At 65.5% G+C, this 18,212-nt stretch carries 15 protein-coding genes; 6 read left to right on the top strand and 9 right to left on the bottom strand.

Translation table 11 applies throughout. The features are described 5' to 3' along the window. Positions 1-234 (top strand): hypothetical protein (locus R6258_RS04700; protein ID WP_318448014.1); only part of this gene is annotated, 234 nt, incomplete at its 5' end. Between the two features lie 240 nt (positions 235-474). Here the strand turns inward: R6258_RS04700 and pssA are convergent. Beyond that, positions 475-1,350: a CDP-diacylglycerol--serine O-phosphatidyltransferase gene (gene pssA / locus R6258_RS04695; RefSeq protein ID WP_318448012.1), complete on the bottom strand. Its 876-nt coding sequence runs from the start codon at positions 1,348-1,350 to the stop codon at positions 475-477. 142 nt (positions 1,351-1,492) lie between these two features. Continuing rightward, positions 1,493-2,509 carry a ketol-acid reductoisomerase gene (gene ilvC / locus R6258_RS04690; protein ID WP_318448010.1) on the bottom strand — a complete coding sequence of 339 codons (1,017 nt, stop codon included), beginning with the start codon at positions 2,507-2,509 and terminating at the stop codon, positions 1,493-1,495. Positions 2,510-2,666: 157 nt separating this feature from the next. On the opposite strand from ilvC, the gene ilvY reads away from it, so the two are divergent. Next, on the top strand, positions 2,667-3,572 hold the full coding sequence (gene ilvY / locus R6258_RS04685) for an HTH-type transcriptional activator IlvY (RefSeq protein ID WP_318448007.1): 906 nt from the start codon (positions 2,667-2,669) through the stop codon (positions 3,570-3,572). Between the two features lie 68 nt (positions 3,573-3,640). Here the strand turns inward: ilvY and ilvN are convergent, their stop codons facing one another. Next, positions 3,641-4,132, bottom strand: a complete 492-nt coding sequence (ilvN, locus tag R6258_RS04680) for an acetolactate synthase small subunit (protein WP_031385249.1) — start codon at positions 4,130-4,132, stop codon at positions 3,641-3,643. Then, positions 4,132-5,856, bottom strand: a complete 1,725-nt coding sequence (locus tag R6258_RS04675; protein ID WP_318448004.1) for an acetolactate synthase 3 large subunit — start codon at positions 5,854-5,856, stop codon at positions 4,132-4,134. Before R6258_RS04675 ends, ilvN begins: the two co-directional genes overlap by 1 nt. A 511-nt stretch (positions 5,857-6,367) precedes the next feature. On the opposite strand from R6258_RS04675, the gene R6258_RS04670 reads away from it, so the two are divergent. After that, a complete protein-coding gene (locus tag R6258_RS04670) occupies positions 6,368-7,705 on the top strand; it encodes a sugar porter family MFS transporter (protein WP_318448002.1) in 1,338 nt (445 codons plus the stop codon). Between the two features lie 82 nt (positions 7,706-7,787). On the opposite strand, the gene clpB is transcribed toward R6258_RS04670, so the two are convergent. Next, positions 7,788-10,379: an ATP-dependent chaperone ClpB gene (clpB, locus tag R6258_RS04665; RefSeq protein ID WP_318447999.1), complete on the bottom strand. Its 2,592-nt coding sequence runs from the start codon at positions 10,377-10,379 to the stop codon at positions 7,788-7,790. A 257-nt stretch (positions 10,380-10,636) separates the two neighbouring features. Here clpB and treF point away from each other — a divergent pair, with 257 nt between their 5' ends. Beyond that, positions 10,637-12,292, top strand: a complete 1,656-nt coding sequence (gene treF, locus R6258_RS04660) for an alpha,alpha-trehalase TreF (RefSeq protein WP_318447996.1) — start codon at positions 10,637-10,639, stop codon at positions 12,290-12,292. A gap of 25 nt (positions 12,293-12,317) precedes the next feature. Here the strand turns inward: treF and pgeF are convergent, their stop codons facing one another. Beyond that, complete coding sequence (gene pgeF / locus R6258_RS04655; RefSeq protein ID WP_318447993.1) at positions 12,318-13,073, bottom strand: peptidoglycan editing factor PgeF; 756 nt, start codon at positions 13,071-13,073, stop codon at positions 12,318-12,320. Continuing rightward, positions 13,070-14,029 (bottom strand): 23S rRNA pseudouridine(1911/1915/1917) synthase RluD, encoded by a 960-nt coding sequence (rluD, locus tag R6258_RS04650; RefSeq protein WP_318447991.1) that lies wholly within the window; start codon positions 14,027-14,029, stop codon positions 13,070-13,072. Before rluD ends, pgeF begins: the two co-directional genes overlap by 4 nt. Positions 14,030-14,183: 154 nt before the next feature. Here rluD and R6258_RS04645 point away from each other — a divergent pair, with 154 nt between their 5' ends. After that, positions 14,184-14,975, top strand: coding sequence for an outer membrane protein assembly factor BamD (locus R6258_RS04645; protein ID WP_318447988.1), 792 nt, complete (start codon positions 14,184-14,186; stop codon positions 14,973-14,975). A gap of 109 nt (positions 14,976-15,084) precedes the next feature. On the opposite strand, the gene R6258_RS04640 is transcribed toward R6258_RS04645, so the two are convergent. Continuing rightward, positions 15,085-16,716: an NAD+ synthase gene (locus tag R6258_RS04640; RefSeq protein ID WP_318447985.1), complete on the bottom strand. Its 1,632-nt coding sequence runs from the start codon at positions 16,714-16,716 to the stop codon at positions 15,085-15,087. A gap of 152 nt (positions 16,717-16,868) precedes the next feature. Between R6258_RS04640 and R6258_RS04635 the strand changes: the two genes are divergently transcribed. Next, a complete protein-coding gene (locus R6258_RS04635; protein ID WP_318447983.1) occupies positions 16,869-17,120 on the top strand; it encodes a PP0621 family protein in 252 nt (83 codons plus the stop codon). 36 nt (positions 17,121-17,156) lie between these two features. On the opposite strand, the gene thiO is transcribed toward R6258_RS04635, so the two are convergent. Beyond that, a complete protein-coding gene (gene thiO / locus R6258_RS04630) occupies positions 17,157-18,200 on the bottom strand; it encodes a glycine oxidase ThiO (protein ID WP_412176353.1) in 1,044 nt (347 codons plus the stop codon). Between the last annotated feature and the right edge of the window lie 12 nt (positions 18,201-18,212).

The raw sequence follows: 18,212 nt of genomic DNA, 5'->3' as shown, positions 1-18,212 counted from the left end.
CGTCGCGCCATCGGGTGGCTCGCCAGCGCCCTGCGAGGAAGGCGTATTCTACCGATCCGGGCCGCGCTGTCAAGCGCGTCGTTCGCCGTGGCAACCGAAACCAACGTCTCGAAGGCCTGCCCGAAGCGCTTTCTGAAAAGCCGGTCCGAGCCGTCGGGCGAACCCCGATCGCGGGGCGCATTCTACCGCATCCGGCGTCCCTGTCAATCCTCGTTCGCTCGACCGAGCGACTGAAAACCTAATAGGAACAAGACCTTGCGCCACCTCCACCGCCTGCGACGTGGGTCCGTCGTGAGCAGCGGATGCGTACTTTACGGCCCGCGAGCGTCGCTGACAAGCCCCTGGGGCGAAAAAAGTGTGCGACGCGAAACGCGTTGATCCACACCCCCAAGCAAACCTTCGCGCGAAACCGGTCGTGGATAACAGAACGCCCGCACAAGGCGGGCGTTTTACAAGCATCGTGGCGAGAGTGAATCAGTCGGCCGATCGATCGGAGGCAGCCGGTTCGGTATCCGTCTGAAGATCAGGCGCCGGCTTGCCCTTCATCTTGCGCATCGCGGCCATGGCCGGCCCCGACACGACATAGCCGGCGAACAGCAGCAAGAGCATGACCGAAGGCTCGAGCGAGATCACCACGAACCCCAGCACGATCGCCAGCAGCGCCACGAAGGGCACCGGCCCCTTGAGGTCGATCTCCTTGAAGCTGTAATAGCGGATATTGCTGACCATCAGTGCCCCCGCGCAGACGACGACCAACGTCATCAATAGCTTGAAGGCGTAGGCCTCGATATCGAAGTTGTGAAAGACCCAGACACAGCCGGCGACCAGGGCGGCGGCCGAGGGGCTGGGCAGACCGATGAACCATTTTTTGTCGGTGGAGCCGATCTGCACGTTGAAGCGCGCCAGACGCAGCGCCGAACAGGCGACATACAGGAACGCGGCGATCCAGCCGAACTTGCCGACATCCTGCAGGATCCAGGTGAACGCCACCACCGCCGGCGCCACACCGAACGAGAGCATATCGGCCAAGCTGTCGTACTCGGCACCGAAGGCACTCTGGGTATTGGTCATGCGGGCGACCCGGCCATCGACGCCATCAAGCACCATGGACACGAACACAGCGATGGCCGCGGCCGAGAAATTACCATTGATCGCGGCGACCACGGCAAAGAATCCCGAAAACAGCGCCGAGGTCGTGAACAGGTTGGGCAATAGGTAGATGCCGCGTCGACGGACCTTCTTGCCGTTCTCGACAGTCTCTTCGACGACATCGGTCTCTCGTGCGAAATCGGCAAACTCGTTGCTGGCGGCCGGAGTCTCCGGCCTGTTCTGCTGAGGGTCTAAGGTCATCGCTGTCGTTCCGTTGCCGTATTCAGTGAATCCATTCTACACACTACTACGGTTAACGATAGGCGACGCCACGCACCCCGCAAAACGAGCCAGGGCGCGGATTTCCGCGCCCTGGCTCGTTTGGATGCCATGCATCAAGGTGCTAGTTCTTGCTCTTGTCGACCAGCTGGTTGGCGGCGATCCACGGCATCATCGAGCGCAGCTTCTCGCCGACCTGTTCGATCGGAAGTTCGGCATTGAGTCGGCGACGGGCATGCATCGAGGGATAGTTGGTATTGCCTTCCTGGATGAACATCTTGGCGTATTCACCGCTCTGGATGCGCTTCAGGGCATTGCGCATCGCTTCGCGCGACTGCTCGTTGATGATCTCGGGGCCGGTCACGTATTCGCCGTACTCGGCATTGTTGGAGATCGAGTAGTTCATGTTGGCGATGCCGCCCTCGTACATCAGGTCGACGATCAGCTTGAGCTCGTGCAGGCACTCGAAGTAGGCCATTTCCGGCGCGTAGCCGGCTTCGGTCAGGGTCTCGAAACCGGCCTTGACCAGCTCGACGGCACCGCCGCACAGCACGGCCTGTTCGCCGAACAGATCGGTTTCGGTTTCGTCCTTGAAGGTGGTCTCGATGATCCCGCTGCGTCCCCCGCCGATCGCCGCCGCGTAGGACAGCGCCAGTTCCTTGGCGGAACCCGAGGCGTCCTGCTGGATGGCGATCAGGTCGGGGATACCGCCGCCGCGGGTGAACTCCGAGCGTACCGTGTGACCCGGCGCCTTGGGCGCGATCATGATCACGTCGAGATCATTGCGCGGGATGATCTGGTTGTAATGGATGTTGAAGCCATGCGCGAAGGCCAGCGTGGCGCCCTGCTTGAGGTTGGGCTCGATCTGCTGCTCGTAGATCGCTTTCTGGTTCTCGTCGGGCGCCAGCATCATGACCACGTCGGCCTCGCGGCTGGCGTCGGCGACGGAGGCCACCTTGAGCCCGGCCGACTCGGCCTTGGCGGCCGACGAGGAACCCTCACGCAGCGCCACGATGACATCGACGCCGGATTCCTTGAGATTGTTGGCATGGGCATGGCCCTGGGAGCCGTAGCCGACGATGGCGACTTTCTTGGCCTGAACCAGCGACAGGTCGCAATCCTTATCGTAATAAACGCGCATAGGGTACTCCGGAATTCGTTGGATAGTGGTCGTGTCAGCGTTGATGGCCCGCCGTCTAGCGCGGCGTGGTCGAGCATTGAGGGTACGATACGGCAGACATTACGTTGCGTAAAACGCTATATTTGCAATACCACGATTCACGAAGTGAAATGCCAATATGGACCAACGCCCGCTACGCCACTTCCTGGCGCTCGCCGAAACGCTGCACTTCGGTCGCGCCAGCGACGCCTGCCACGTCAGCCCCTCGACCCTCAGTCGCAGCCTGCGCCAGCTCGAGGCCAGCCTCGGCGTGCGACTGGTCGAGCGCGACAACCGCACCGCCTACCTGACTCGCGAAGGTAGGCTATTCCAGCAATATGCGCGAGAGGCCCTCGAGCAGTGGGCGGCGCTGCGCCAGACTCTGATGGAGGAAGCCGGCGAGCTGGCCGGCGAGATCAGCATCTACTGCTCGGTAACGGCGAGCTACAGCTTTCTCTACGAATTGCTCAGCGAGTTCCGCCTGCGTCATCCGCGCATCGAACTCAAGCTGCACACCGGCGACCCGGCCGATGCCATCGCCCGCATCCTGGGCGGCGACGAGGACATGGCGATCAGCGCGCGCCCCGAGACGCTGCCGGCCCAGCTCGCCTTCAAGCCGATCGCCACTTCGCCGCTGGTGTTCATCGCCCCCCACGAGGCCGCGGACTGGCTGCCGGCGGAGAGCCAGCCGCCGCTGGCCGCGGCCTGGGCCGACACGCCGATGATCCTCTCGGAATCGGGGCTGGCCCGCGAGCGCACCGACGCCTGGTTTCGTAGCCTCGGCGTCAAGCCGCGCATCTACGCCCAGGTGGCCGGCAACGAGGCGATCGTCAGCATGGTCGGGCTGGGCTTCGGCATCGGCGTGGTGCCGCAGATCGTGCTCGACAATAGCCCGCTGGCAGATCGCGTGCGGACGCTCGAGGTCAGCCCCCGGCTCGCGCCTTACGACGTGGGACTCTGCGTGCTCGAAAAGAAGCTGCGCAACCCGCTGATCCGCGCGCTGTGGACGCAGGTAGCCGAGACGCCCCGCCCGGCCGACGCCTGAACCGAACGCTGCGGCCGCGCACAAAAAAGCCGCTCCGAAGAGCGGCCTGGGCGACGCGGCGGCTGGCCTCAGAGGCTCAGCACCTTGTCGCCGCGGGAGATTCCCGATACCCCGGTACGCGCCACCTCGAGGATGCCGATCGGCGCCATCGCCTGCAGGAAAGCATCCAGCTTGCCGGCATCGCCGGTGATCTGCACGGTGTACACGCTCGGCGTGACGTCGACGACCTGCGCGCGGAAGATATCCGCGGTGCGCTTGACCTCGTCGCGCGCCGCGCCCAGCGCCTTGACCTTGACCAGCATCAGTTCGCGCTCGATGTGATTGCCCTCGGTCAGGTCGACCAGCTTGACCACGTCGATCAGCTTGTTGAGGTGCTTGGTGATCTGCTCGATCACCCGGTCGTCGCCCACCGTGGTCACGGTCAGCCGCGACAAGGTGGCATCGTCGGTCGGCGCCACGTTCAGCGATTCGATGTTGAAGTTACGCTGCGAGAACAGCCCCACCACGCGTGACAGGGCGCCGGGTTCGTTTTCCATCAGGATCGAGATGATATGGCGCATCAGGTCCGCTCCGTCTTCGAAAGCAGCATGTCGCGCATGGAGCCCAGGGGCACATGCATCGGATAGACGTGCTCGCGCGGGTCGACGTAGACGTCGAGGAACACCAGTTCATCCTTGTCGGCGAAGGCCCGCTCGAGCGCCGGCTCGAGATCCTCCTGACGCTCCACCTTGATTGCGGTGAAGCCGTAGGCGCCGATCAGCTGCTGGAAGTCGGGCAACGACTCCATGTAGGAGTGCGCATGGCGCGACTTGTAGTTCAGATCCTGCCATTGGCGGACCATGCCCAGCGATCCGTTGTTGAGATTGACGATCTTGACGCCGATCCCGTACTGCTTACAGGTCGACAGCTCCTGCATCATCATCTGGAAGCTGCCCTCGCCGGTGATGCACACCACATCGTCGTCCGGGTAGCTCTGCTTGACGCCCATCGCCGCGGGAAAGCCGAAGCCCATGGTGCCCAGCCCGCCCGAGGTGATGAAGCGGTTGGGCTTGTCGAACTTGTAGTACTGCGCGGCGAACATCTGGTGCTGACCGACGTCGGTGGTCACGAAGGCCTCGCCGCGCGTCGCCCGGCAGATCGCCTCGATCACCGTCTGCGGCTTGAGCAGTTCGTCCGCAGCGGCCGGATCGAACAGCTTGCCGCGACGCTCGTCGCGCCAGCCGTCGATCTTCTGCCACCACTCCTCGAGCGCCTCGGGATTGGCCGGCTCGCGGCCCTGCACCAGGCTGATCATCTCGTTGATCACGCTCCCCGCCGGGCCGACGATCGGCACGTCGGCACGCACCGTCTTGGAGATCGAGCTGGGGTCGATATCGACATGCACGATCTTGGCGGTGGGGCAGAATTTCGAGGTGTTGTTGGTCACCCGGTCGTCGAAGCGCGCGCCGACGGCGACGATCAGGTCGGCGTGATGCATCGCCATGTTCGATTCAAACGAGCCGTGCATGCCCAGCCAGCCGAGTGATTGACGGTCGCTCTGCGGATAGGCGCCGATCCCCATCAGGGTGGTGGTGATCGGGTAGCCCAGTCGCTGGACCAGATCGGTCAGCGCCTCGCTGGCACGCCCGGTGATCACCCCGCCGCCGGTATAGAACACCGGACGACGCGCCTTGAGCATCATCTCCACGGCCTTCTTGATCTGGCCGGTGTGGCCGCGCGTCACCGGGTTGTAGGAGCGCAGCTTGACCTTCTTGGGATAGACGTACTCGTAGCGCTCGGTGGGCGCGGTCATGTCCTTGGGAATATCGATGACCACCGGCCCGGGACGCCCCGACGAGGCCAGGTAATAGGCCTTCTTCAGCACCGTGGGGATTTCCGACGGGTGCTTGATCGTGAAGCTGTGCTTCACGATCGGTCGGGTCACGCCGACGATGTCGGTTTCCTGGAAGGCGTCCTCGCCGATCAGGTGGCTGGCGACCTGGCCGCACAGCACCACCATCGGGATCGAGTCCATGTAGGCGGTGGCGATCCCCGTCACGGCATTGGTAGCCCCCGGGCCGGAGGTGACCAGCACCGTGCCCGGCTTGCCCGAGGCCCGCGCATAGCCGTCGGCGGCGTGGGTCGCGCCCTGTTCGTGACGAACGAGGATGTGTTTGACGGCATCCTGGCGGAACAGCGCATCGTAGATATGCAGCGCTGCGCCACCCGGATAGCCATAGATATATTCAACGCCCTCATCCTGCAGGAAGCGGGCGATCATATCGGCGCCGGAAAGCAATTCCACTGTGTTTCTCCCCTAGAGGTCTCGAGTGCGGTCTCGCGGCCCGGCATGGGTCGCGAAAGTCGAGTGCGGCGGTATGCCGCTGCCGGTCAACCCGGCACCTGATGCCAAACCCTGGCGTTGTTCGGCCCGGATGGGGCCTGCACTCTTCATCGCGACGGATCGCCGCGTCGGGGGTTGGGCCAGGCCAGGCGGTTAGCCCGCGCCCGGAAATCCGTTTAAGGCGGGTAAAGGCCCTACAGCCTACCCATCACGCAGCGCTCGGGGATCGCCCGTTGATGCCACGTCCATAAATCAGGAACGAACAAGATTCCAATAGCCTCACGGGGCTGTCAACCGTAAGCCGGCCGAGAGACGCGCCACAAGGGAGCGGCAATCGCCAGGTGCGACTAAAGTTGAAACCCCGGCGAGTAGTCATTCCAGCATCTTAAATGCTGTACTGGGGCCCGCTGACTCGATTCATCTGGGCTGATAAAGCCAAGGATCGCTATTTCGACGAACGGAGAGCGTCATCATGTCCAAGATTTTGAAATGGTCGCTCTTCGTGGCCATGGCCGGTTTCCTGTTCGGCTTCGATACCGCCGTCATTTCCGGCGCGGACAAACCTATCCAGGAGCTCTGGGGCCTCAGCGACCTGCAACATGGCCTGTTCATCATGTCGATGGCGCTGTGGGGAACGGTGATCGGGGCGATCTTCGGCAACTGGCCGACCGACCGGCTGGGGCGCCGCCCCACGCTGCTGATCATCGGCGTGCTGTATCTGGTGTCGGCCGTGGGCTCGGCACTGGCCGCCGACCCCATGTGGTTCTCGGCCTTTCGACTGATCGGTGGCCTCGGGGTGGGCATGTCGACCGTCGCCGCCCCCGCGTATATCTCCGAGATCGCCCCCGCCGAGCGCCGTGGCCAGTTGGTGGCGCTGTACCAGTTCAACGTGGTGTTCGGGATTTTCATGGCCTACGTCTCCAACGCCGCGCTCGGCGCCCTGCTGGATGCCGACGCCTGGCGCTGGATGGTGGGTATCGAGGCCCTGCCCGCGCTGGTCTATACCCTGCTGGTCTTTTTGGTGCCGCGCAGCCCGCGCTGGCTGATCCTCAACCGCAACGACGACGCCGGCGCCGCCGATGTCCTGCAGCAAATCGATCCCCGAGCCGATACCGGCCGGCAGATCGCCGAGATCCGCGCCGCCGACGAACGCGACCAGCGCTCGCACAGCCGCTTCTTCTCGAAGCGCTACCGGCTGCCCATCCTGCTGGCGTTTTTGATGGCCTTCTTCAACCAGTTCACTGGCATCAATTTCGTGCTGTATTACGCACCCCGCATCCTCGAGGCCGCCGAGCTGGGCAGCAACGCGGCGCTGCTGTCGACCGCCGGCATCGGGTTGATCATGGTGCTGTTCACCATGCTGGGCATCGCCCTGATCGACAAGCTGGGCCGCCGCACGCTGATGTACATCGGCTCGGCGGGCTATCTGATCTCGCTGTCGATCATCTCGCACGCCTTCTTCACCAATGATCTGGGTGGCGCGCTGATTCCCCTGCAACTGTGCCTGTTCGTGGCCGCTCACGGCATCAGCCAGGGCACCGTGATCTGGGTATTCATCTCGGAGATATTCCCCAACCGCGAACGCGCCCGCGGCCAGTCGCTAGGCAGCTTCACCCACTGGTTCTTCGCCGCGGCGATCACCCTGGTCACCCCCTGGGTGCTGGGCGCCTTCGATGGCGGCCCGGTGTTCGCCTTCTTCGCGGTGATGATGGTCCTGCAGGTCGTGTTCGTGGCCTGGCTGATGCCCGAGACCAAGGGGGTATCGCTGGAGGGGATCCAGCAACGCCTGACCGGCAAGGCGCAAGCCTGAGAGCACGCTCTTCCCGTCTCGCAACGGATAAATGAGAAGCCCGCCATAAGGCGGGCTTCTGTATTCCATCACAACAGAACGCTCACTTGGCAAAGGCCAGGTGGCCCTCCTCGGCACTGACGCGGATGGCATCGCCGGGGCCGAAACGGCCGGCAAGCAGTTCCCGGGCCAGCGGGTTCTCGAGCCGGTTCTGGATCGCCCGCTTGAGCGGTCGCGCACCGAACACCGGATCGAAGCCGACCACCGCCAGTTGCGCCAGCGCGTCGTCGCTGACCGTCAGCGTCATGTCGCGCTCGGCGAGCCGCTCGCGCAAACGCTGCAGCTGGATCTCGGCGATCTTCTGGATCTGCTCCTGGTCGAGCGGATGGAACACCACCACCTCGTCGATGCGGTTGATCAGCTCGGGCCGGAACTGCTGGCCGACCACTTCCATCACCGCATCCTTCATGCGGGTGTAGGCCTCCTCGCCCTCGCTGGCGAACTTCTGGATCAGATCCGAGCCCATGTTCGAGGTCATCACGATCACCGTGTTGCGAAAATCCACGGTGCGTCCCTGGCCGTCGGTCAGCCGGCCGTCCTCGAGCACCTGCAGGAGGATATTGAAGACGTCCGGGTGGGCCTTCTCGACCTCGTCGAGCAGCAGCACCGAGTATGGCTTGCGGCGTACCGCCTCGGTCAGGTAACCGCCCTCCTCGTAACCGACATAGCCGGGAGGCGCACCGATCAGCCGCGCCACGGAGTGTTTCTCCATGAACTCGGACATGTCGATGCGCACCATCGCCTCCTCGGTGTCGAACAGGAAGTTGGCCAGCGACTTGCACAGCTCGGTCTTGCCCACCCCGGTCGGGCCGAGGAACAGAAACGAGCCGTTGGGCCGGTTGGGGTCGGCGAGCCCGGCGCGCGAGCGGCGCACCGCATCGGCGACCGCCCTGACCGCTTCGTCCTGGCCGATGACCCGGTCGTGCAGCGCCTCCTCCATGCGCAGCAGCTTGTCGCGCTCGCCCTCGAGCATCTTGGCCACCGGGATGCCGGTCCAGCGCGACACCACCTCGGCGATCTCCTCCTCGGTGACGTTGGAGCGCAGCAGCACGTGTCTGGAGGTATCGGCCGCGCCGTCGCTCTCACTGGATTCGGCGATCTTCTTCTCGATGGTCGGGATCACCCCGTACTGCAGCTCGGACATCCGCCCCAGATCGCCCTGGCGGCGCGCCGCCTCGAGATCGATGCGCGCCTGCTCGAGCTCGGCCTTGAACTGCGCGGCGCCCTGAATGCTGGCCTTCTCGGACTTCCACACCTCGTCGAGGTCGGCGTATTCGCGCTCGAGTTCGCCGATCTGCTCCTCGAGGTTTTCCAGGCGCTTCTTGGAGGCCTCGTCGGTTTCCTTCTTGAGCGCCTCGCGCTCCATCTTGAGCTGGATCAGCCGGCGGTCGAGGCGGTCCATCTCCTCGGGCTTGGAGTCGAGCTCCATGCGGATCCGCGAGGCCGCCTCGTCGATCAGGTCGATCGCCTTGTCGGGCAACTGGCGGTCGGTGATGTAGCGGGTCGACAGCTTGGCGGCGGCGATGATCGCGCCGTCGGTGATGTCGACGCCGTGGTGCACCTCGTAGCGCTCCTTGAGGCCGCGCAGGATGGCCACGGTGTCCTCCTCAGAGGGCTCGTCGACCAGCACCTTCTGGAAGCGGCGCTCGAGCGCGGCGTCCTTCTCGATGTACTTGCGGTACTCGTCGAGGGTCGTGGCGCCCACGCAGTGCAGTTCGCCGCGCGCCAGCGCCGGCTTGAGCATGTTGCCGGCATCCATCGAGCCCTCGGCCTTGCCGGCGCCGACCATGGTGTGCAGCTCGTCGATGAACAGGATCACCCGACCCTCTTCCTTGGCCAGTTCGTTGAGCACCGCCTTGAGTCGTTCCTCGAACTCGCCGCGGAACTTGGCGCCGGCGAGCAGCGCGCCCATGTCCAGCGATAGCACCAGCTTGTCCTTGAGGCCTTCCGGCACCTCGCCGTTGATGATGCGCTGGGCCAGGCCTTCGACGATCGCCGTCTTGCCCACGCCGGGCTCACCGATCAGCACCGGGTTGTTCTTGGTGCGCCGCTGCAGCACCTGGATGGTGCGGCGGATCTCGTCGTCACGGCCGATCACCGGATCGAGCTTGCCCTCGGCGGCCCGCGCGGTCAGATCCAGGGTGTACTTGTCGAGCGCCTCGCGGCTCTCCTCGGCGCTGGCATCGTCGACGGCCTGGCCGCCGCGCAGGCTGTCGATGGCCGCCGTCAGCGCCTTCTTGGACAGCCCGGCCTGGGTCAGCACCTTGCTGATCGCGTGGTTCATTTCCAGCGCGGCGAGCAGCACCAGCTCGCTGGCGATGTATTGATCGCCGCGCGCCTGGGCCTCGCGGTCGGCGAGGTTGAACAGCCGCGCCAGGTCCTGACTCATGTTCACGTTGCCGTCGAACTGGCCGACGCTGGGCAGGTCGTCGAGATACTGGGCCAGGCCATCGCGCAGTTTGCCGAGATCGCCCCCGGCCTTCTGCACCAAGCCCTTGATGCCGCTATCACGGGCGTCGAGCAGCGCGCTCAGCACATGCCCGGGGTCGAGCTGATTGTGCGCACGCCCGACGGCCAGGGATTGGGCCTCGGCCAGGGCGTTCTGCAACTTGCTGGTCATGCGATCGATACGCATCGAAATCCTCCATCGGGGCGGCGGCGCGGTCGGACGCGCCGTGGGCCCATTGTCGCTATGTTTGACACTATCAATGGAGGTGTGTTGGGGCGCTTTCAAGTCGCGGCCCGGCGAATTGCCGTACGACTTGATCAACGTCAAGCGGCTGCATACCTTGAAGGCAGCGTCCGCACGAGGTCCGACGCAACGCCGATAGCCACGCGGATGCACCAGAGCCGGATTGCCCAACTGGATTTCACAACAACAAGGACGTCGCGATGAACATGGAGCAACGCACCTCTCGCCACCCCGCCTGGCTGAGGACCCTGGTGGTCGCCTGGCTCACCCTGCTGTCACTGGCCCTCCATGCGGCACCGCGCGATACGCCGGCGCCACCCGACGAACTCTGGGGCGAACTGTTCTATCAGGTCCAGATTCGCCAAATTTACGAAGACAGCAAGACCTTCGTCGACCTGATTCCCGACGCCTCGCCCGAGGCGATCCTCGCCGACTATCGGCAGCAGCGCGACGGCGCCCCCCTCGACGACGACGCACTCAAGGCCTTCGTCGAAGCGCACTTCAGCCATCCGGACAGGAATACCCACGCCGCGCTGCCCAGCGGCCAGCCGGTAACCGCACATATCGACGCGCTGTGGCCGATCCTCACTCGCCAACCGCAGCCCCTTGAAAGCCGCTGGTCGTCGCGATTGGCGTTGCCCAACGCCTATGTGGTGCCGGGCGGGCGATTCAACGAGATCTATTACTGGGATTCCTACTTCACCATGCTCGGGCTGGTCGAAAGCGGCCTGGAACAGCGCGTGCGCGACATGACCGACAACTTCGCCTTCCTGATCGAGCGTTTCGGGCATATCCCCAACGGTAGCCGCACCTACTATCTGACACGCTCGCAGCCGCCGTTCTTCGCCAGCATGGTCGACCTGGTCGCCGATATCGACGGGAGCGACGCCTATCGCCATTACCTGCCCGCGATGCAGGCCGAGTACGATTTCTGGATGGCCGGCGGCGAGACGCTCGAACCCGGCCAGGCGTATCGCCGCGTGGTACGCCTCGATGACGGCACGCTGCTCAATCGCTACTGGGACGACGTCGCCAAGCCGCGCCAGGAATCGTTCCGCGAGGACCTGACCACCGCCGAAGCGGCTTCGCGCCCTAAGGAGCAGGTCTGGCGCGATCTGCGCGCCGGCGCCGAAAGCGGCTGGGACTTCTCCTCGCGCTGGCTGGCCGATGGCGAGACACTGTCGACCATCCGCACCACCTCGATCGTCCCCGTCGACCTCAACAGCCTGCTCTACCATCTCGAACAGACGCTCGCCACGGCCTATGCCCTCGATGGCCAGCCCCGGCAAGCGGCGGACTACCGCGAGCGCGCCGCCGCACGCAAGCGAGCGATCCGCGACGTGCTATGGAGCGATGCAGATGGCGCCTTCGGCGACTACCTATGGCGCGAGGGCCGGCTGACCGGCACGCTGAGCACCGCCACCGCCTACCCGCTGTTCTTCGGCATCGCCGACGCCGAGCAGGCCGCCGCCGTGGCTCAGACCCTGGAGAACAAGCTGCTCAAGTCCGGCGGGCTGGTCACTACGCTCAACGACACCGGCCAGCAGTGGGATTCACCGAATGGCTGGGCGCCGCAGCAGTGGTTGGCCATCCAGGGGCTACGCCACTACGGCAATACCCGGCTGGCGCGGATGATCGCCGAACGCTGGATCGCCACCAACGTCGAGCGCTATCGCAAGGAGGGTAAACTGGTCGAGAAGTACAACGTGCTCAAGGACAAGCGTGCCGGCGGCGGCGAATATCCCGCCCAGGATGGTTTCGGCTGGACCAATGGCGTGCTGCGCAAGCTGCTCACGCTCTATCCCGAGGCGCTGCCGGCGCCGAGTCGCCAGCCGGCGACCGACCACGCCGGCTAGCGCGTGGTCGGAACGACGCTGCTGCTCAGCGCAGCCAGATCATGCTGGCCATGCGCCCGGTCACCCCGTCGTCGCGGCGGTGCGAGTAGAAGCGCCCCTCGCAAGCGGTGCAGAAGTGGCCGCCGCTGATGTGCGCCACCCCCAGCCGCTCGAGGCGCAGCCGCGCCAGCTTGTAGAGATCGGCCATGTAGTGCCCGAGCCGGTAGGGGCTGGGCTCGAAGGCGCTCTCGGCGGCGGGCTGCACGGCGACGAAGGCTTCGCGGACCTCCCCGCCCACTTCGAACTGGGCGTTGGAGATCGCCGGCCCCAGCCAGGCCATCAGTTCGTCGGGCGGACAGCCCAGTGCGGCGACGCTGGCCTCGAGCACGCCGCCGGCCAGGCTGCGCCAGCCGGCATGCGCCAGGCCTACCCGGGTGCCGCGCCAGTCGCAGAAGAACACCGGCAGGCAGTCGGCGGTCAGGATCACGCAGGCGTGGCGGTTGTCGAAGGCCACCGACGCGTCGGCCGGCGGCGGCTGTTCGGTGTAACTCGGCCGATAGTCCTGCGCCACCGCGGCGCCATGGACCTGGTCGAGCCACAGCAACGGCCGGGCATCGCCGACCTGCTCGCTCAACGACGCCCGGCAACGCGCCACCGTGGCCGGGTCGTCGCCGACATGCAGCGCCGGATTGAAGGCCGCAAAGGGGCCCTGACTGGGGCCGCTCTCACGGGTGGTGACCAGCGCACCGACGGTGGTCGGCGCCGGCCAGTCGGGCAACAGCAGCGTGGGTTGATCGCTCATGTTCGCTCCTCGCTATCGGCGCGCAGGCCATCCAGCAGTACCCAGAGATCGTCGGGCAACTCGGCGCGAAAGCTCACCGACTCGCCGCTCGCCGGATGGATGAAGGCCAGCTTTTGGGCGTGCAGTGCCTGACGCGGAAAGCTGCGCAACTGCTCCTTGAGCGCCTCGCTGGCCCCCGCCGGTAGCTTCAGTCGCCCACCGTACAGAGCGTCGCCGACCAGCGGGTAGCGGCGATGCGCCATGTGTACGCGAATCTGGTGGGTACGCCCGGTTTCCAGCCGACAACGCACGTGGCTATGGCCGCGGAAGCGCTCGACCACTCGATAGTGGGTCACCGCCGGCTTGCCCGATTCGGTGACTGCCTGGCGCTTGCGGTCCTTGGGATGACGGCCGATCGGCGCATCGACCGTGCCGCCGGCGGTCATCACCCCGGTGACCACCGCGGCGTATTCGCGCGAGACGCTGCGCGCCTGCAGCTGGCCGACCAGCGAAGTCTGCGCCGCCAGGGTCTTGGCGACGACCATCAGCCCGGTGGTGTCCTTGTCGAGGCGGTGAACGATCCCCGCCCGGGGGATCGCGGCGAGCGCCGGGCAGTGATGCAGCAGCGCGTTGAGCAGGGTACCGTCGGGATTGCCGGCGGCGGGATGCACCACCAGCCCGGCCGGCTTGTCGATCACCAGCACGTCGTCGTCCTCGTGAACGATGGCCAGTTCGATCGCCTGCGGCTGCCAGCGCACCTCCTCTTCGAGCACCGCCTCCAGCACCAGCCGCTCGCCGCCGTAGACCTTGTCCTTGGGCTTGGCGGTGGCCCCGTCGAGGGTCAGCGCGCCCGACTTGATCCAGCCCTTGAGCCGCTCGCGGGAAAAGTCCGCGAACAGCTCCGCGGCGGCCTGGTCCAGGCGGATACCGACCATTGAATCGGGAATGCGCTCGTCACGCTGCAGGATATCGGGCATAGCTCGCTGGGTGCCTGTGGAGGGTCGACTGGGGTGTTTTGCCGGCGGGGTGTCCCCGCTGGGGCGGTGTGCTTTATAGTGTGGGACTTTACGAGTCACCGGATCCGGCCGATTCTAGCATGGCCGTTGACGATTGCCCGATACGAGGATGACGATGCGCGTTTCTCCCCTTGCCGCCCTGGCCCTTGTCGCTGCCTTGCTCGCCGGCTGTGCCAGCAACGAGGTGGACCCTGACCTTCAGGAGCAGGAACTCTACCAGCAGGCCCAGTCATCGCTCGATACCGGGCGCTATAGCGCTGCCGTCGAACAGCTCGAGGCGCTGGATACCCGCTTCCCGTTCGGCAACTATGCAGAGCAGGCCCAACTGGAATTGATCTACGCCTATTATCAGATCGAGAACTGGGAAGCCGCACGCGCCGCCGCCAGCCGCTTCATCCGCCTGCATCCCGACCATCCGCAGATCGACTATGCCTACTACCTGCGCGGCCTGGCCGCCTACGAGGCCGGACGCTTCAGCCTCGAGGGGCTCGAGCTGATCGACATCTCCAAGCGTGACCTGGGCGCCTCGCGGGATGCCTATGTCGACTTCGGCGAACTGGTGCGGCGCTTCCCCGACAGCCCCTACGCCGCCGACGCCCGTCAGCGCATCATTTATCTGCGCAACGTCCTGGCCCGTCATGAGCTGCAGGTCGCCGACTTCTATCTGCGCAAGGGCGCCTACGTCGCCGCCGTCGAGCGCGGCCGCTGGGTGCTCGAGCACTACCCGCAGGCTACCGCCACCCGCGATGCGCTGGCGACCATGGTCGAGGGCTATCTGGGGCTCAACATGCGCGATCGCGCCCGCGATGTGCTCAAGACCCTGGTCGAGAACGATCCGGACAACGAACGCCTCGACGGTCGCACCTTCGAGCCGCGTCACGTCGATGCCAAGCCGCTGACGCTTTAACGGCTTCGGGCGGCAAGCTTAATCCTTCACCATAAAAACACCTCCGCGGGAAGTTTCCGGCGGAGGTGTTTTGCTTTTCGTAGCTCGCGGCGCGATGCCCGAAGCCGGGTTATTCGCCCGGCTGCCAACCGTTGACGATCGGATAGCGGCGGTCGCGCCCGAAGCCGCGCAAGGTGACCCGCACGCCGACCGGCGCCTGGCGACGCTTGTACTCGCTACGGTCGACCAGCTTGACGACCTTGTAGACATCGTCGCTGGCGAACCCCGCAGCGATGATCGCCTCGGCGCTCATGTCGCGCTCGATGTAGCGCTCGAGGATCGCATCGAGCGTGTCGTAGCCGGGCAGCGAATCGCTGTCCTGCTGGTCGGGAGCCAGCTCGGCCGAGGGCGGACGGGTGATCACGCGTTCCGGAATCGCCAGCCCCTGGGTATTGCGCCAGCGCGCCAGCCGGTAGACCCAGGTCTTGTAGACGTCCTTGAGCGCGTTGTACCCGCCAACCATGTCGCCGTAGAGCGTGGCGTAACCCACCGCCATCTCGCTCTTGTTGCCGGTGGTCAGCACCATCAGGCCCTTCTTGTTGGAGATCGCCATCAGCAGTACGCCGCGACACCGAGACTGCAGATTCTCCTCGGTGGTGTCTTCCGGCGCACCGGCGAAGCTCTCGGCGAGCGTTGCGTTGGCCGCCTCGACCATCGAGGCGATCGGCAGCGACTCGTAATGCACGCCGAGCAGCCGCGCCTGTTCGGCGGCATCGTCACGCGAGATCTGCGCCGTGTAGCGATAGGGCATCATCACCGCCTGGACACGATCGGGGCCCAGGGCATCGACGGCGATCGCCAACGACAGCGCCGAATCGATGCCGCCCGACAGTCCCAGCACCACGCCCTGGAAACCGCTCTTGTTGACGTAGTCGCGCAGTCCGGTGACCAGCGCGCAGTAGAGGTTTTCCTCGGTGTCGGGCAGTTCCTCGATCTCGCCGGCTTCCGGCGTCCAGCTACCGCCTTCGTTGAGAAAGCGCACCGGCATCAGTCCGACCTGCCAGTGCGGGGCGTGGACACGCAATTCGCCGGCCGCGTCGACGACCAGCGAGCCGCCATCGAAGACCAGCTCGTCCTGACCGCCGATCTGGTTGACGTAGACCACCGGGCGCTGCGCCTCGCGGGCGCGCTCGGCGAACAGCGCCAGGCGTTCGGCGGACTTGTTCTGATGAAAGGGCGAAGCGTTGAGGGTCACCAGCACGTCGGCGCCGGCGTCGCGGCACTGGCGTACCGGCGCGCCGTCCCATAGATCCTCGCAGATCAGGATGCCGAGCTTCGCACCGCCATGCTCGATGACCAGAGGCTCGCTGCCGGGCATGAAATAGCGCCGCTCGTCGAAGACCTGGTAATTGGGCAGCGCCTGCTTGGCGTACTCGCCCAGCCACTCGCCGTTGTAGAGCACTCCGGCCAGGTTGTGATAGCCACTGTCACGATGGCCGGGATAGCCGATCACCACCATCACGTCCTTGGCCACCTTTTGTGCCATGCGCGCACGCGCCGCCTCGAGCCGCGCCTCCATCGACTCGCGAAACAGCAGGTCTTCGGGCGGATAGCCGGTCAGGAACAGCTCGGGAAAGACGACGACGTCGGCCTTGTGCTCGATGCGCGCTTCGCGCACGGCCTCGATGGCGCGCTCGGCATTGCCGGGTATATCGCCCACCAGCGGGTCCAGCTGGGCCATTACCAGGGTCAAATCTTGCATGAGCGAACAATCCTCGCAGTAGCTGGGCCAGAAATGGGGCGGGGCGCGATTGGCGAGCCATGAGGCTGGCTTTACACTACCCCCTGACCCTCATTGTCCCGCAAGGGCTGTCGCGTGCAAAGCACCGCCGGGCCGTCATGGGAGACCAAGGAATGAACCTATTGATCATCCGCCTGATCATCTTCGCGGTGCTGTTCTGGGCCGGCCTCAAGCTCTATCGCATGTACCGTGAATGGAAGCTCGAGCAGGACGCGCCGCGCCGCGTCGAGGACGCCAAGATGGTGCGTTGCGCCTATTGCCGCGTGCACCTGCCCGAACAGGATGCCGTACGCCGCGACCAGCTGTGGTTCTGCTCCAGCGATCATCACGCACGCTTTCTCGAGGAGCAGACGCCTCCCTCCTGACGCCACGGCGCCCCGTGGTTCGACGCGGGCAACGATTCACCCCAAGCGATAGGGACGCGGATCGACGATCGGCTCGCGGCCAAGCAATTCGTCGACCAGCAGTCGTGTCGCCGCCGGCGCCAGCACCAGCCCGTTGCGATAGTGACCGGCGTTGACGTAGAGCCCGGCGACGCCCGGCACGCCGCCGATCATCGGCACGCCGTCGGGCGAGCCCGGCCGCAGCCCGGCCCAATGATGTTCTATCTCGCAGTCGGCCAGCGCCGGCACGATCCGCATTGCGCTCGCCCACAACGACTCGCGCGCGGCGGCGCTGGTGGTCTTGTCGAAGCCGCACTCTTCCAGCGTCGAGCCGGCCAGCACGCGGCCATCGGCCCGCGGGATCACATAGCGCCCATCGAGCAGCACCACCCGCTCGACCAGCCCGGGCGGCGCACGGAAGAGGATCATCTGCCCCTTCACCGGACGTACCGCCAGCGTATAACCGACGCTATCGAGCAATCCGGCGCTCCAGGCGCCGCCACAGACGATCACGCGGTCGGCCATGATCCGCTCGCCACCGGCCTGGACACCACCAACCCGTTCGCCCTCGACGAGCAGGCGCTCCACCGCCATCCCCTCGCGCAGGGTGACCCGCGGCATCGCCGCCAACCGCGCCCGCAAGGCTTGAGCCAGGCGCGGATTGCGGATACTACCCAGGGTCGGCATCCACAACGCCTGTTCGAAGCCCGGCGCGGCCTGGGGCTCCTTGCGATAGATGAATTCCCCATCGACACGCTCCAGCGGCTTGCCGACCTCGCGCGCCCAGTCGAGCGCCCGCGCTTCGTCGTCGACGCTCAAGTACAGCAATCCGCGCTGGCGATACTCGGGGTCGATACCGGTTTCTTCCAGCAGGCGCAGCGAGAGTTCGGGATAGAACCCCTCCGACCAGCGCGAGAGCGCCGAGACCGGCACCCCGTAACGCCAGGGATAGAGCGGCGAGACGATGCCGCCGCCCGCCCAGGATGCCTCGTGGCCACAGCGCCCACGCTCGATCAGCGTCACGCGTTGGCCGGCGTCCGCCAGTTGCAGTGCGGTCATCATGCCGATGACCCC

The sequence above is a fragment of the Halomonas sp. HP20-15 genome (assembly GCF_033446685.1).
Taxonomy (GTDB): Bacteria; Pseudomonadota; Gammaproteobacteria; order Pseudomonadales; family Halomonadaceae; genus Modicisalibacter.
This window is presented reverse-complemented; position numbering and strand designations above follow the sequence as displayed.

Coding starts and splice junctions, on each gene's coding strand:
- pssA (WP_318448012.1), bottom strand. CDS start 1,350: ATGACCTTAGACCCTCAGCAGAACAGGCCGGAGACTCCGGCCGCCAGC.
- ilvC (WP_318448010.1), bottom strand. CDS start 2,509: ATGCGCGTTTATTACGATAAGGATTGCGACCTGTCGCTGGTTCAGGCC.
- ilvY (WP_318448007.1), top strand. CDS start 2,667: ATGGACCAACGCCCGCTACGCCACTTCCTGGCGCTCGCCGAAACGCTG.
- ilvN (WP_031385249.1), bottom strand. CDS start 4,132: ATGCGCCATATCATCTCGATCCTGATGGAAAACGAACCCGGCGCCCTG.
- R6258_RS04670 (WP_318448002.1), top strand. CDS start 6,368: ATGTCCAAGATTTTGAAATGGTCGCTCTTCGTGGCCATGGCCGGTTTC.
- clpB (WP_318447999.1), bottom strand. CDS start 10,379: ATGCGTATCGATCGCATGACCAGCAAGTTGCAGAACGCCCTGGCCGAG.
- treF (WP_318447996.1), top strand. CDS start 10,637: ATGAACATGGAGCAACGCACCTCTCGCCACCCCGCCTGGCTGAGGACC.
- pgeF (WP_318447993.1), bottom strand. CDS start 13,073: ATGAGCGATCAACCCACGCTGCTGTTGCCCGACTGGCCGGCGCCGACC.
- rluD (WP_318447991.1), bottom strand. CDS start 14,029: ATGCCCGATATCCTGCAGCGTGACGAGCGCATTCCCGATTCAATGGTC.
- R6258_RS04645 (WP_318447988.1), top strand. CDS start 14,184: ATGCGCGTTTCTCCCCTTGCCGCCCTGGCCCTTGTCGCTGCCTTGCTC.
- R6258_RS04640 (WP_318447985.1), bottom strand. CDS start 16,716: ATGCAAGATTTGACCCTGGTAATGGCCCAGCTGGACCCGCTGGTGGGC.
- R6258_RS04635 (WP_318447983.1), top strand. CDS start 16,869: ATGAACCTATTGATCATCCGCCTGATCATCTTCGCGGTGCTGTTCTGG.
- thiO (WP_412176353.1), bottom strand. CDS start 18,200: ATGATGACCGCACTGCAACTGGCGGACGCCGGCCAACGCGTGACGCTG.